Raw genomic sequence first — 15996 nt, forward strand, 5'->3', positions numbered from 1 at the left:
TCCTCTACTGTTTTTTATTATGAAGAAGCAAGAAAATAACGTCTCTCCGGTCTCCCAACACTTCCATATATTAGCTCTGCGTGGACTTTCTTCCCAGATATTAAATACTCTAAATAGCGCCTTGCCGTTGATCGGCTTACTCCAATCATTGAGCTTAACATTTCTGCTGTAATCCCTTCTTCATTAACTGTTAACATATGCTTTTTTACTTTCGCTAAAGTATAAGGATCTATCCCTTTCGGGGCATATTCTATTTGATCTCCCTTCACGCCTCTTTGAGACCATAAATATTCAATTTGTTCCGTAGATAATTGATTGTTCTTCTTTAACTGTATAATCTTTTTTTGATAGCCTTCTAGACTTGCTTTAAATCGATCAAACATTAGTGGCTTTACGATATAATCTGTTACTCCGCCCCGTAGGGCGTGCCTCACTACATCTGTTTCCGATGCCGCTGTAATCATAATGATATCTGTATCGTGCAAATGATTCCTAATATATGTGACAAGTTCCGTTCCTTGCATATCAGGTAAGTACACATCTAATAACACGAGCTGTGGCTTCACAAGCTCTAGCCATTCTTTCGCTTGTTCTCCAGTCGTTGCCGTTCCAATTACTTTAAATCCCTCAATTTTTTCAGTAAAACGACGATGAATGTCAGCAATCCGAATATCATCTTCTACAATTAATACTTCAATCTCCTCACCCATTACTATTCGCCTCTCTCTTTCGGTAGTGCAATAATAAATAACGCACCCCCTAAATCCCCTTTTTCTATTGCAATACTTCCATTTAAATCTTCTACTAACTCTTTCACTTTTGCTAATCCATACCCTCGCTCTCCTCCTTCTTTCGTCGAAAAGCCTTTATAGAATATGCTAGTAATTATTTCATCATGAATCCCTTGCCCTGAATCTTCCACTTCAATTAATATTTCTTCTCCAATATCAGTTACAAACATCCTTACTTTCTTATCATTCTCTTCATTTTTTTCAATTGCTTCAAATGCATTCGTAATTAAATTCCCTAAAATAGAAACGACATAATTACTCTCAATATGTGGACTTAATTTGTCTAAACCACTTTCTCTATCTAGCATAAAATCAATCTTCAACTCTCGTGCTCTATTGTAAAATCCAATTAAAATTCCACCTAGCCATGGATTTTGAATCCGCTTCATAATAAATTGAACAAAATCTTGATATACCGCTGTTTCCTTATGAATAAGCTCTAAAGCATCTTCGTATGATTCTAATTGGATAAGACCTGAAAGCGTATACAATAAATTGTTATATTCGTGCGTTTGCGCTCGTAATGCCTCTGTATATTGCTTCGTCTGAGATAATTCTGCTGTTAACTGATCCATTTCAGATTTCAAACGTAAGCTCGATACAACGCCAGTTACTTTATTCTTTACTTTAATAGGTAGACGGTTCGCAATAACAGCCTGTCCTTTTATATTTAATTGACGATCAAACTGTTCTTCACCAGTTTGAAGTACATCTAGTATCGTTGAATTAGGAATTACATTTAAAATAAATTCCCCAATAATATTTTGTTGCTTATCTAGCGAAAGAATATCATAAGCTGCTTGATTGACTAAACTAATCATGCCATTTTTATCGATTACAATAATCCCTTCACGTACAGATTGAATCACTGTACTATGCTCTTCATATAAAGATGAAATTTCTTCTGGTTCCATCCCGAACATCATTCTTTTTATACTTGCCGCTAAATATATAGAGCCGATTATCCCAATTAAAAGACCTATTATTGTAATCCAAAATACACGCTTTCCATACACTTCTACCGCTCCATGAATATCAGCCATTGAAAACCCAACAGACACCACACCAATAATTTCATTTTCCTGGTTACGGACTGGGACTTTCCCACGCAACGAAGGGCCTAATGATCCATTAGCTTTAGAAACATAAGATTTCCCTTCTAATAAAACGCCTCTATTATCTCCGCCAACCATTTTTTCTCCTATTTTATCTCGCTCAGGATGCGCATAACGAATCCCCTCTTTGTTTCCAACTACAATAAAGTCAGCCTCTGTATCAATTCGAATTTTTTCTGCGATTGGCTGAATAATAGAAGCTGGATTTTCTTTTTGAAAAGCTTCCTGAATTTCTGGTATCGCGGCAACTGTTTTCGCAACATGCAAAGCCCGTTTACCAATTTGCTCTTCTACCGTTTCAGATAATATGTAATAAAATAAATAACTCGTTAGCATAAGTACAACTAAAATAAGTGTACTAATAGTTAATGTAATTCTCGGTTGGAGTTTTAATTTTTTAAATTTCAAAACCATTCCCCTAACATGATTAAAGATAGAATTTAAAGAAAATACAGTTTTTTTATTATCATAACACGGTTACTATATATTTCTTTCTTTTTTATCTTCATAAAAAAAGAAACGAAGCATAAGTACTACTTCGTTTCTTAACAGTTTATTATTATATTTTAAACTTACCAATCATCTCTTGTAATTCTTCTGCCATTTGTGATAAATGGACTGCTGCTGCATTTATTTCATCTACTGAAGCTAATTGTTCCTCAGAGGAACCAGCAATATTTTGAACACTTGCGGCATTTTCTTCAATCGTAGCTGCAATTTCATTAATAGATGCACTTACTTGTTTTGCATCTACCGTCATTTGTTTTGCTACATCTACCATGCTATCAATTTGTACAACTGTATCATTTGTAGACTTCAATATTTCGACAAAGCTTTGCTTCGTTTCATTTGCAACTACAAGTCCTGATTGTACTTCTGCTCCAACTTGATTCATAGAGCTTACTGTTTCTTTTATATCAAATTGAATCTCTTTCACTAGTTTCCCAATTTCCGTAGAAGACTGTCCTGATTGTTCTGCTAGCTTTCGCACTTCATCTGCTACAATTGCAAATCCTCTACCTTGCTCTCCAGCTCTCGCAGCCTCAATTGCCGCATTTAACGCTAATAAATTTGTCTGTTCTGCAATATGTTGAATTACTTCAAGGATTGCTCCAATTTGTTTCGACTTATCGTCTAACAAACCAATGATTTTGTCTGATTGTGAAACAGACTCATGAATTAATTGCATTTGATTCACAGTTTGTTCAACTAACTTCCCACCATTTTCAGCTTTTTTCTTCGTATACATAGAGGCTGTAGATACTAATGAAGAACTATCTGCAACACGCTGAATTCCTTCTGTAACTTCTTCTAACAATGTTGCTCCTTCTTCAACTTCTTTCGTTTGTATTTCTGCACCACTTGATACTTGCTCTATAGCCTGTGTAATTTGTTCCGTTGCTTCGCTTGTCTGCTTCATACTAGCTGTTAATTCTTCTGAAGATGCCGCTACATGACTTGCTGAAGTGTTTATATTGGAAATGACACTTTGTAACGATGCAGCCATCTCGTTAAAACTTTCTCCTAGCTGTCCAATTTCATCTTTAGAATGAACTGTAATTGATTCTGTTAAATCACCTTCACTAATCTTCTTCGATGATATGACAAGTTGTTTTAACGGTTTAATAATAGACGCAATTATGAAGTAAATTACAATCCCACCGATTATTAGTGAAATTCCAAGAACAGTTATTGTTTTATAGAAAATAGGTTCAGCCGCTTCGATAATTTCTTTGGAAGGCATAATTCCTGCTATTTTCCATCCAGTTTTCTTATTCGTTTTAAAAGTGATATTGCGATCTTCACCATCTAATGAATAATGAAAATCCCCAGCTTCCTGTTTATACAATTCTTTACTAAGTTTCTCTTCTAATTTCTCTCCTGGCTTCATTTTCGGGTGCGCTACTACATTTTTATCTTGATCAAATATCGCTACATATCCTTCCTTACCGATATTAACCATCTTGGAAGTAGTAACGATATCATTAATGATTAAGTCAATCCCAAGAACTCCACTTTTATCCTCGTTTTGTTTTGCTAGTGTAATAACAATATTTCCTGTCGTTTTTGACTTATATGGAGCAGTTACAATTACTTCTCCGCCTTTCTTCACTGCCTCTTTATACCAATCTCTTTCTGTAGGATTATATCCATCTGGCATCTGAATAGCTGGTGATTGAATGAACTGTCCATTACTAGATCCTGTATAGATTGCTTCCATTTCTGGATGCAGTTTATTGTATTCTTCTAGTTTATTTTGTATGTTTTGAATTTGATCTGCTTGGTAACTTGATTGTGTAAATAATTTCGTAAAATAAGTTGCATCTATTTTTTTACTATCCAATTCCTTATTAATTACATTATCCAAAATTTTTATATTATCTTTCGCCGAGTTTAAAATTGTTTCATTAAAATTCGTCTTCGCCTGTTGATAAGACGTCCAACCAATTACAATACTTGGAAGAATTAAAATAATAATAAATGATACAAGTAACTTTGTTTTTAAACTACTACTCCTTAATTTCCCTTGAAACATACTTCTACCCCTCCATACCGTTTTAAATGTAATTAATTAACATTTAATCTTTCTATAAAAATAATACGATTTAAATGTATCAATGAGACTCTCTATCTTTTTATACATCTAAAGAATTGATACATATCTTTTTCATTCTATATAAATTAAATAATTAAAACAATGTATAAAAATGTATATTATTCGAAATATTATAATTCATAGGAGAACCTCTAGTATTTCACTTACTAGAGGTTCTTTCCACCTTACTATTCTTTATCTTTATCTTTTTCTACTTCTTTTTTCTCATCTTCTACTACAGATACAATAGGTTTATCGCTTGATAATTGTTGTACCGCTCCTTTTCCTGCAAATCCTTCTAATAGCTCTTTTAAGTCAATGCCAGAAGAAGCTTTTAACGTTTCTTGCATCGTTGCCATTAAATCAGTCGCATAACCCGCAACTTTTCCGGCCCCGCTATTTTTACCACCGCCGCCTGTATCGACAACTGTGATTTTATCAATATTACTAAGCGGACTTGCAAGTTCCTTCGCATAACTTGGAAGCATTTTAAGAACCATATCCATAATTGCCGCTTGACCATATAATTCAAATGCTTCTGCGATTTTTTGTTTCGCTTCTGCTTCTGCTAAACCTTTTAATCTAATAACATCTGCCTCTGCTGTACCTTGTGCTTTTTGTACTTCCGCTTTCGCTTGACCTTGTGCTTTTTCAATTTCCGCCTTCGCTAAACCTTCTACACGTACTTCTTCTGCACGTGCTCTCGCTTCTGCTTCAATCTTATATTGATCCGCATCGGCTTTTTTAATTTGTTTTACTTTTTCTGCTTCCGCTGATTGCTCAACAGCATAGCGATCTGCATCGGCTTTTTTCTTAACTTCTGCATCATATTGCTTTTCACGACGCGCAATCTCTTTTTCTTCTAATTCAATTTGTTTCTCACGCTCAATGATTTTAACGCGCATTTGCTCTTCTGTAACACCTTGTTGTGCTTTCGCTTGTTGTAATTCGTAAGAAAGATCCGCATCTGCACGTGCTTGCTCTTGTTCCCTCTTATAGGACTGTACTTTTAATTCTTTATGTTTTTCAGCTTCAGCGATCTGTGCATCACGTTGATATTCTGCTTCTTTTGCTTCTTTTTCTGCACGTGCTTTTTCAATACGTGCCTCTTTTTCACGCTCTGCGTTCGCAATTGTTGCATCACGCTTAACTGTCGCAATTTGTGGCTGACCAAGCGCATCTAAGTATCCGTTTTTATCCATTATTTCTTTAATTGTGAAGGAAACAATGCGAAGTCCCATCTTCTTTAAATCTGTAGAAGCTACTTCATGTACCTTTTGAGCAAATTGCTCTCTATTACTATACGCATCTTCTACTGTCATAGAAGATAAGATAGCACGGAGATGCCCTTCTAAAACTTCTTTTGCTTCTATTTTTAACTCTTCTGTTTCTTTTCCTAAATATTGTTCAGCTGCCGTGGAAACTTCTTCAATTGTTGATCCCACTTTAATAATAGAAACACCGTTTACTGTGATCGGTACACCTTGTTTCGTATACGTATCACGTGTACCAACTTCTAATTTATAGTTTAATAAGCTTAAAGGCTCTGCTCTTTGCATAATTGGAACTACAAAAGTACCGCCCCCACGAATAATCTTAATCTTCTTTCCATCATCAGTGGTAACTACATTCTTTCCTCCACCAAGCCAGTTCCCTGTAACAATTAACGCTTCATCCGGACCAACCGTACGATACTTCGTAATAAATACTAAAATGAGTAGAATTAAAATTGCGAGTAAAACTCCACCGATAATTAATGGAATCGTCATGTAAATTCCCCCTTATAATTTTGGTTTCTTTAAAGAATAAGCGATGTTTTGTACAAGTAAAACACCATCTTGGACTCCCTCGATAATAACCTCTGTTCCTTGCGAAATATCTTTTTTTCCAACTGTTTTAGCTGGGATTGCATTACTTCCAAATTGGGATGAAATTAATACTTCACCAAATCCTTCTGTAGGAATTGTCGTAATGACTTCTCCTTTGCAACCGATAAATTCATCCATACGTTGTACGGTATTTTGTTCTGCTTCTGCAATCGGCTTTAAAATTAATATTTTCATTATAAATACACCAATAAAGGATATAGCACATGCAGCCCCGAAAATAAGAATGCTATTAAAGGAAAATAAATATTCTCCTATATAACTAAGTCCACATAACATGGCGAAAAAACTAAGTAATAAAGTAACAACGGATACAGATCCGCCCCCAAAACTAAATATCGATTCAAATATATCTCCAAAGAAGATATAAATAACAGTGAGTATAGTAGCAATAATAAATCCATATAAATAAATTGTTTCAAGTGGATAACCAAACAAAGCCATTTCTTATCCCCCTCTCTTAAACAATCCCTTTTTTGTTATGTGTATGCCCCACCTCTTTCAAAGATTATTGTTCTTAATTTTCAGTTATTTACCTTTTAAATAAAAGCCTGTAAGACAGGCCTCTAAAAAAGAACAGGAGAAACCTATTGTGACAGGCTCCTCCTAGAAAATAACCGATATATTATATATCTATATAATATACTATTTTCCACAAAAAGTAAAGTTAAACATACATTGGAAAAGCACTTATTTTACTGACAATTCGTATGTTCCATCGCCATTATCATATTTATATACATACAAGTAATACTTACCTGGTTTTGCATTAAATTTTGCTTCTATATGATTCCCATTAGCTTGACCGTAAGCCGCATAATTTTGCATATCTGATTCATGGTGAAGTACCCATGTCATCCCAATTCCATACTCATTTAAAACAGAAATGTCGATATCTTTCGCTGATGCTACATTAAATGTATAAACATCAGTGTGGTCCCCGCCAATAAGACTACCTTTTATAGTACTATTTAGCCCGATACGATTTGCTTCCTCTGGACGATTATTTGGTTCTGATTCTGTTAAACTTCCATCTTTAATCGTAACAGTTGTTTCGCTTCTGCTCTCTTTTCCCTTATCATCTTTTACTCTTAACGATACTTTATAAGAACCTTCTCTTTCATATACATGTACTGGATTCACTTCTGCACTTGTGCTTCCATCTCCAAATTCCCATAAATAAGAAGCAATTTTTCCATCTTCATCGTTTGAGCCATCACTTTTAAATTGAATTCCCTCTTTTACAAGACCACTATAAGGGCCATTTATATTAACCGTTGGAGCTTTATTTTCTCCATCATCTTTTGCGATTCCATGGAAGACTACATCATATTCAAATTCATTTGAGCTATTCACACGATAATTGACGAAGTATGCTGTAACAGTTTTGTAGCCACTCCATTCTTTTTGCGCCAATTGTTCTAAAGATTCATTTACTCTTTTACTCATCGCTTTCCAATCTTCTGATTCACCTTTTGTGACACTACCTGTATACGTACCTTCTAATGTAAATGTATTAAAGAATTGAGAATTATGTTTTGTCATTTTTGTATCTTTCATAGGCAACGTATCACTAATTTCTTTCTTCACCGCTGCTAACGACTTCGTTGCATGTTCAGCTAAATAATCATCAGCTACTTCTGGTACAGTGTATGTATCTTGCTTATCAATTAACTGCTGCATATACTCTTGATACTCTTTATTTAACTTAGGATCTTTACTTAGATTTTCACGATATGCATCATAATTTTTTACGTCATTCGCACGAATCAAATCTTGAATTTTATCAAATGTTTCAAACTGATGCGTATATAAGTAAGACTGCAATGCGAACGAGTAATTATAGAAATCCCAAGAACCGTATTTAGCAAATAGTGTACGCTCTGCTGTATAACGGCTTGCAGGATCAGATGATAATCCGCTAATTATACTCTTTCTTGGTACAACGTTATTCGTACGAGTAGATCCTGCGAAAAACTCTGCATTTCCTTCTTGGAACCAAGTTAGCCTTTCATTTTGATACATATCTCCTCTTCCAAATAGACCTGGTACTTCATATCTTCCTTGCAGGTAATGAGTAAATTCATGACGGAATAACTCTTCTAAACTATAAATACTTTGCTCTGGTGTACGCTCATATGTAAAGAATGTTCCTGTTTCTTCTATATAAATTCCACCGTTGTTTGTTTCATATCCATACAATTGCCTATTTAACTGATATTCATCTGGACTATTATAAATTACGATTGTTAATACATCATCCGCATTTCCTGGCTCTAACGCTTTGTCATTGCCAATTACACGGTGATACTGTGCCTTTACTTCCTTCGCAGCCCAATATAGTCTCTTAATTTTTTCTTCTGATACTTTATCTCCTGTTTTGAACACAATTGATCCATCGTCGAATGTATACGTTTTTGGTAAGTATTGCTCTTTTCCTTCTTTACGTATTTTCTCTAAATCTACTGTATTCCCGCTATAATCTTTACCATTATAATTTGTTGTAATTTGTTCTACCGCAACAAAATACGGTTCACTTAAGCGCGGGTACATATGCATTGCTTGTGTAACAACCTCTAATCCTTTATTTGGATTGCTATGAAACTTCCCTAAACGGCTAGCAAAATAAATTCCATTATTAACGAGCCATTTATTTTCTGACGTTACTTCATTTAGAAGAGCAATACGATTTATTTCATTAATAAACCCATCTACTTTTCCATACCACATCGTTTCATTCGCTTCTTTACGAGCCTCAGTTAAGTAAGACTGTATATCATAGTCAATACCTTGCATAATATCGTATATTGCTTGTCCCTTCATTCGATCATTTACATAAGTAGTATAATTATCATTGTATTGCTTTAAAATATTCGATGCGTATTGAACCGTTTCAACATCGCTTGAAGCATTACTAATTAATTTACCGTATGCAGATACGACTGTATCTTGTTCAACTGTACCAAGCTTAAAGTTTGGATTTTTTGCGATTGCTTTTAAAGCAGGTAAACATTTATCCTGGAAGCTTCTTTCATTTAAGTCGCTTAATTCACTATTATAAAATGCAAGATAAAAAGCTGAACGCAACACTTCAGTAAACGTTTGAATTCCTTTTGAATCATCTTTCGTAAATGTACTACCTCTATGAGCTAATTCATCTATAATGACTTGCATTTTTCCTTTATCTTTATAAAAAGCCTTTGCATCTTCATTAAACTGGAATAAGTCTGTAATTTGGTGCCACTTAATACTGCCTAACGTTTCAACTAATTCTTGATCATTCATTTTGTTTAAATCAGCCATTGAATAGCTTTCTTTAACTTGCTTTACTGCAGTTTTCTTCGTAATAGATGCTGGTCGCTGTGAAAAATCTCCTACTTTTAAACGTTCTTTAAATGATAAAGTTTCATCAACTTTTGAAATATGTCCAACTTCATCTACCGACTTTTCAATTCCAACCGGTTTCGTTTTCAACACGTTATACGGTACTTTTTCTTCCGCTGCTGCATGAGTTTGAAGTGCGCCTAACGATAAAGCCATTGTACTAATGCTAAGCATCACTTTATTGATCTTTGATTTCTTGTTCATATCCTTGCCCCCTATTTTAATATTCCATTCAAGAATTTAACATAAAATCTGGATGTAACAATATAAAATGCAATATTTCATATTATTTCTTCCTATAATTTGTACATATCGTGAACGCATTTCTCTTTACCTCCCTAAAACAAATTACATCCTTTCATGTTACATAAAGGGAATTTTTTGACAATTAAAAACTTAATTGTTATGATTATTATAATTGTTAACTTTATTAAATAAGGGTGGGATTCTATGATAAAAAAAGAAAACAGTGTATTTTATATCTCCTTCTTGCTAACAACATTATTCATTATATGGGGAATTACCCCAGCAAGTTGGATACAAGGCTACGATTTACAAAGTGTTACATCTTCTTTAAACTCATTTATCCTCAATAAATTTGGGTGGTTTTACTCTCTACTTATGACTACAATGATTATTTTGGCTGCTTATTTAGCATTTTCTAAGTACGGTTCTATTCGTCTTGGTAAAGATGGAGAAAAGCCAAAATATAATTATCCATCTTGGCTATCCATGTTGTTTGGGGCAGGAATGGGAATTGGACTCCTCTTTTATGGAATCGCTGAACCGATTTCACATTTTACAGATCCATTAACAGGAAAAGCAGGTACAGAAGAAAGCGCCAAACTCGCTATGCAATATTCATTTTTCCACTGGGGACTCTTTCCGTGGTCACTATACGCAATGGTCGCTTTAACAATTGCATATTTCACATTCCGCAAACAAAAAGGTAGCACTATCGGGGCTACAGTTACTCCATTATTTAATCGATCGAAAAATTCCCGTATCGGAAAAACAGTTGATATTTTAGCTGTTTTAGCCACAGTGTTTGGCATTGTACCATCTGTTGGGATTGGTGCTCAACAAATTGCTGGAGGATTAAGCTATTTATTCCCTTCCATTCATAACACTTTACTTACCCAGCTCGTACTTATAGCTATCTTCGCTGTTTTATATTTAACAAGTGCACAAACTGGCTTAGATCGTGGGATTAAATATTTGAGTAACTTGAATTTCTCTCTTGCAGGTATTTTACTCATCTCTTTCTTACTTTTAGGGCCAACCGTATTTATTATGAAATATTTCACATCTACACTCGGTTCTTATATTGGAGCTTTGCCTAGTATGGGATTAAATTTAGGAGCATTTAATGAAAAATCTTCTTCTTGGATTGAAAACTGGACTATTTTCTATTGGGGATGGTGGATTTCTTGGTCTCCATTCGTCGGCACATTTATCGCACGTATTTCTAAAGGGCGTACAATAAAAGAATTTATTTTTGGAGTTGTATTAGTCCCAACTCTTATCTGTACATTTTGGTTTGCAGTATTTGGTGGTACCGCAATTCATATGGAAATGTTCCAATCGCTTGGAATAGCTGATGAAATTGCAAAAAATGGTACAGAGATTGGATTATTTGCTGTTATTTCACATCTACCATTCTCTACATTTTTAACGATTATCGGGTTAATTTTAGTAGCCACATTTTTCGTTACTTCTGCTGATTCAGCAACATTTGTTGTTTCCATGCAAACGAGTAACGGAAGCTTATCACCGAAAAATAGTTTAAAACTTATATGGGGATTAACAATCGCGATCATTGCAGCTCTTTTATTACAAGCTGGAGGATTAAATGCACTACAAATTGCAGCTATAATCGCAGCACTACCATTTTCTATCGTAGTCGTTCTTATGGTTACTTCGCTCTTTAAAGAGCTGCGAAAAGAAGATGTTAATTCGCAAACGAAAGAAGTATCTCAAAAAATAAAAAAAGTTATGTAACAATTGGCACCTCAAATTACTTCTGAATCCGTGATGACTGAGGAAAAAAGTAAATTAATAAAACCCATTCATATGAAATATTATTTTCATACGAATGGGTTTTTCACTCTATTATATAGTGTTGTAAACATGCCTTCTCCTCAAATCCTACTTTCTTGTACAATTTCATCGCACGATCATTATTCGTATTCAAACATAATTCTATCTCCTTCATTCCTTGGAAGGAAATAATATACTGAATTGCCTTTTGTAATAACCGCTCTCCGACACCTTTTCTTCTACTATTTTCAGCGGTTGCAATAAATTCGATATTCGCTTCTTGAAACTCTGGATTTACTTCCACATATACATAACCTTCTAACTTATCATTCTTCATACTTACAAATAATTTATTCGTATTACTTAAACGTTCAATAATTTCGTTTCCGTCATAATACGTATTAGAAAACACATGATTGTGTAAAGCGATAAACTGCTCAAACACTTGTGGTAAAGCCTCTTCTACATTACATATAATACGGTGCTCCACAATATTATTTAAAACGAGAATACTATGTCGACCTTGTTCTTTTGCATGTAAATTCCTCATTAAACGGGCACAATTATTATTTTCCACATGATAAAAACCATAAAATCTCTCAATATGAAAAGGCACCTTTTCTATAAGTTCCTTCCACATATGTAAAGCAACTTCTTCCCAATTCTCTGCGATAATAAACGGCCCCCATATCTCTGCACATTTCTTTACTTCATCCACATCAAATCCTAATAAACCTATTAAATTATTATTCTCATAAGTAGCAACAAAAGATTGTTCCCAGCCTATATCTGAAAAATCATGAATAATTGTCTGTAACAACTCCTCTTTCTCATCTCCACAATAGCCAACATGATGAGTAGCATCTTTATTCATATTCGCAATAAATGCTGCCACCTCTTCAATTTTCAAAATAGAACTGACATACATAACCTCTCCTCCTTCACTAATATATTCACACCTTTTCCATTTATATCCTTCTAAAAAAGACATCACCATAAGCATATTTCAAAATGAAATCGCCATGATAATGTCTTCTCAAAAACTCATATAATCATCTTACGTTATAATAAGATAAAACGTTTTTTATTTCTTAAATAATCTCTTTCTAAATACAAACATACTCAGTGCTGAAAGAACTAACGCTATGCCTGAAAGTAATGTTGATGTATTCTCTTGTCCACCTGTTGCTCCTAATGATTTCTTACTTTCTTCTTGCTTATTAACAGCTGGTTTATTTTCTTTCACAACTTGATTATTCACGTTTTGTTCTTGGACTACTGCTGATTGATTTACCGCGTCTTTTGAACCTTCAATTTCTTTTCCTGTTTCTTTTACCTCCGCTTTCGATCCTTCAACTCCTGTTGTTGGCTCGTCCACTTCCTCTTTCGCTTCTTCAACTTCTTTCGTTGGCTCTTTTACTTCCTCTTTTACTTCTTTTACCGGTTCTTTCACTTCTTCTTTTGTACCTTCAACTTCTTTTATCGGTTCTTTCACTTCTTCTTTTGTACCTTCAACTTCTTTTACCGGCTCTTTTTCTTCTTCTTTTGTTTCTTCAACTTCTTTTACCGGTTCTTTTACTTCTTCTTTTGCTTCTTCAACCTCTTTTATTGGCTCTTTTATTTCTTCTTTCGCTTCTTCAATTTCTTTTGTCGGCTCTTTTACTTCTTCTTTTGCTTCTTCAACTTCTTTCGTTGGTTCTTTTACTTCTTCTTTTGTTTCTTCAACTTCTTTCGTTGGTTCTTTTACCTCTTCAACTTCTTTTGTTGGCTCTTTCTCATCTTCTTTTCCCACTATATTCTGTATAACTGTTCCGTTAAATCTTATACTAATTTCATCAGAATCTAAATCAAATTTATACACCTTTTCACCTGGGGTACTCCATTTTATTACTCCGTTATTAAACGTCCCTCCCTCACTTGCCAATTGAATATTTTCAATACTTTCTCCTTCTAAATCATATACAGGAACTTGAATTTCTTCGTTTATTTTTGCATCATTTAAAATGATATTTTGTCTTCCCACGTCAATTGTAAACCACTGACCTAATTGTATTAACGGCCTTACATCACGAATCTCATTTCCAGCTAAATTTAAGCTAAATAAGTTTAGCATGGAACCAATAACCGTTACATCTTTAATATGATTGTCCGCAAGATTTAACCACTGTAAATTTTCCAATGAAGATAGTGGTGTTATATCTTCAATTTGATTATGAGATACATTCACATTATTCAATTGTTTCAAGTTTGAGATGAACTCAATATTTTTCAGACCTACTCCTTCTAAAGTGAGGTTTTCTAAGTTCGTCATGTACTCTAAACCTGTTATATCTTTTATCTCATTTCCTTTTTCTTTAAGTATCTCTAATTTTTTAAGCTGTAATAAATCTTCTTTTGTGATAGGAGCGTTTACATTCTCTCTACCTAAATTCTCTTTATTAATATGTTGTTGTAAAGTTTTATCGAGAATTACATTTTGACTTTCTTTTTGTTTTTCAACTATATTCTGTATAACCGTGCCATTAAATCTTATTTTACTTTCAGTAGAATTAGTATCTAGTTTAAATTCATATATTTTTTCTCCAGGACTATTCCATTTTATAAATCCGTTATTCAGAGTAGCCCCCTCACTTTGTAGATTAATATTTTGAAGTGGCTCTCCTTTAAGGTTGTATACTGGGATTTTTATTTCTTCATCTACACTTGCTTCATTTAAAAAGATTTTTTGTCTTTGAATGTCAATTGAAATTCGCTTACCTAATTCCTCAACAGGCCTTACGTCAGAAATTTCATTTGCTCCAAGATTTATCTCATGTAAATTTGTTAAAGTGCTCAACGGCGATATATCAGAGATATAATTCTCTTCTAAATTCAGCACTTGTAAATTTCCTAATTGAGATAGTGATGATATATCTTTTATTTCACTATCAGAAATTTCTAGTTCAATAAGATTACTCATTTTACTAATAGATTCAACATTATTAATTTTATTGTTCCCTATCCATAATAGTTCCACATTATTTAATCGATCAATTCCCGTAAGATCACTAATTTGATTATTTGCTAAGTATAATTGTTTCATAGTTGATAATGTAAATAATGGCTGGATATCTTTAATGTTATTACCGATTAAATCTAATGTTTTAATTTTTTTCATTTTACTTAATGGTGTAATATCAGAAATTTTATTATCTCTTAAAAAAAGCATATTAATATTCTCTAGCTGCTCAATTGGGTGAATACTTTCAATTGAATTAGACGTTAAATCAACGTACTTCAAACCTCTCAATTTCGAGATGGCTGATATGTCCTTTACATTAGACTCTCGTAACGTCAACTTCTCTAAGTTTGTCATATACTCTAAACCAGTTATTTCAGTTATTCCTTTGCCTGAATAAATGGATAATGTTTTAATTTGTAATAAATCTTTCTTTGTGATTGGCGCATCAACATTATCTCTATCTAAGTTGTATTTATTAATATATTTTTGTAATTGCTTATCTAATATTACATTTCCGTTTTCATCTTGTTTCTCCTCTTTATTTTCCTTTTGTTTTTCAGGAACATTGTTCTCTAAATTCAATGTATTTACTTCAAACTGTACTTGGTACTTATTGTCATAGGCCATTGTTGGAATATAAATATGCATTCGCATATTATATCTTTTTCCTAATTCCCCTACTTCAAACTGAATCACTTTCGTTCCATTTTTCTTTTTATCTTCTGATATTACTTTCACATCATGAAACACACCTGGAGTATGAATATCCTCTGTTTTCAAGTATTGAAAGAAATCACTATCACTTAACGTTGCTGTTACAATTTTCTTTCCATTCTCAATTGTTAATTTCGGATCCTTTATATAAACAGCTGCCATAGACTCTTCATTCGTTTTATCTTTATAGGCTTTAATAACAGCATCAAATGTACCATCTTTTAAACCTTGTCCAGTTTTATTCGCCTCAATCGCTACCGCTGCTAAAGCAGGTGTCGAATACACAGCAAACGGAAGTGATAACGTCGCCACTATAATCATTGCATTTATACGTTTTCTTTTATTTTGTTTCAACTTTACATCTCCTCTGAAATATATAATTCGAAATGTAATCATTTCTCGAATAAATGATAATGATTTTCATTATCATTGTCAACTAAAAAAATAAAAAGTTTACAAAAAAAGAACC

9 protein-coding genes and 1 pseudogene are annotated in these 15996 nt (G+C 33.6%); 1 reads left to right on the plus strand and 9 read right to left on the minus strand.

Annotated features, from left to right (window positions below; all coding sequences use genetic code 11):
• Positions 1-17: 17 nt before the first annotated feature.
• From IBT51_RS19740 to colA, 7 genes and pseudogenes are all read right to left on the minus strand, one after another.
• A complete protein-coding gene (locus IBT51_RS19740) occupies positions 18-710 on the minus strand; it encodes a response regulator (RefSeq protein ID WP_000503468.1) in 693 nt (230 codons plus the stop codon).
• Positions 711-712: 2 nt separating this feature from the next.
• Positions 713-2320 (minus strand): ATP-binding protein, encoded by a 1608-nt coding sequence (locus tag IBT51_RS19745; RefSeq protein WP_075718229.1) that lies wholly within the window; start codon positions 2318-2320, stop codon positions 713-715.
• A gap of 145 nt (positions 2321-2465) precedes the next feature.
• Positions 2466-3413, minus strand: a complete 948-nt coding sequence (locus tag IBT51_RS27455) for a methyl-accepting chemotaxis protein (protein ID WP_372584488.1) — start codon at positions 3411-3413, stop codon at positions 2466-2468.
• A pseudogene (locus IBT51_RS27460) lies at positions 3408-4442 on the minus strand (HAMP domain-containing protein); the annotation flags it as partial. The pseudogene IBT51_RS27460 and the gene IBT51_RS27455, both read right to left, overlap by 6 nt.
• A gap of 248 nt (positions 4443-4690) precedes the next feature.
• Positions 4691-6271, minus strand: coding sequence for a flotillin family protein (locus IBT51_RS19755; RefSeq protein WP_098014254.1), 1581 nt, complete (start codon positions 6269-6271; stop codon positions 4691-4693).
• A 12-nt stretch (positions 6272-6283) separates the two neighbouring features.
• Positions 6284-6832 (minus strand): NfeD family protein, encoded by a 549-nt coding sequence (locus IBT51_RS19760; RefSeq protein ID WP_053565297.1) that lies wholly within the window; start codon positions 6830-6832, stop codon positions 6284-6286.
• Positions 6833-7078: 246 nt separating this feature from the next.
• Positions 7079-9976 carry a collagenase ColA gene (gene colA, locus IBT51_RS19765; protein ID WP_200458556.1) on the minus strand — a complete coding sequence of 966 codons (2898 nt, stop codon included), beginning with the start codon at positions 9974-9976 and terminating at the stop codon, positions 7079-7081.
• A 246-nt stretch (positions 9977-10222) separates the two neighbouring features.
• Here colA and opuD point away from each other — a divergent pair, with 246 nt between their 5' ends.
• A complete protein-coding gene (gene opuD / locus IBT51_RS19770) occupies positions 10223-11773 on the plus strand; it encodes a glycine betaine transporter OpuD (protein ID WP_064531949.1) in 1551 nt (516 codons plus the stop codon).
• A gap of 103 nt (positions 11774-11876) precedes the next feature.
• On the opposite strand, the gene IBT51_RS19775 is transcribed toward opuD, so the two are convergent.
• On the minus strand, positions 11877-12740 hold the full coding sequence (locus IBT51_RS19775; RefSeq protein ID WP_000289531.1) for a GNAT family N-acetyltransferase: 864 nt from the start codon (positions 12738-12740) through the stop codon (positions 11877-11879).
• A 156-nt stretch (positions 12741-12896) separates the two neighbouring features.
• On the minus strand, positions 12897-15881 hold the full coding sequence (locus IBT51_RS19780; protein ID WP_200458557.1) for a leucine-rich repeat domain-containing protein: 2985 nt from the start codon (positions 15879-15881) through the stop codon (positions 12897-12899).
• Between the last annotated feature and the right edge of the window lie 115 nt (positions 15882-15996).

The organism is Bacillus sp. S71, assembly GCF_016625265.1.
Classification (GTDB): domain Bacteria; phylum Bacillota; class Bacilli; order Bacillales; family Bacillaceae_G; genus Bacillus_A; species Bacillus_A cereus.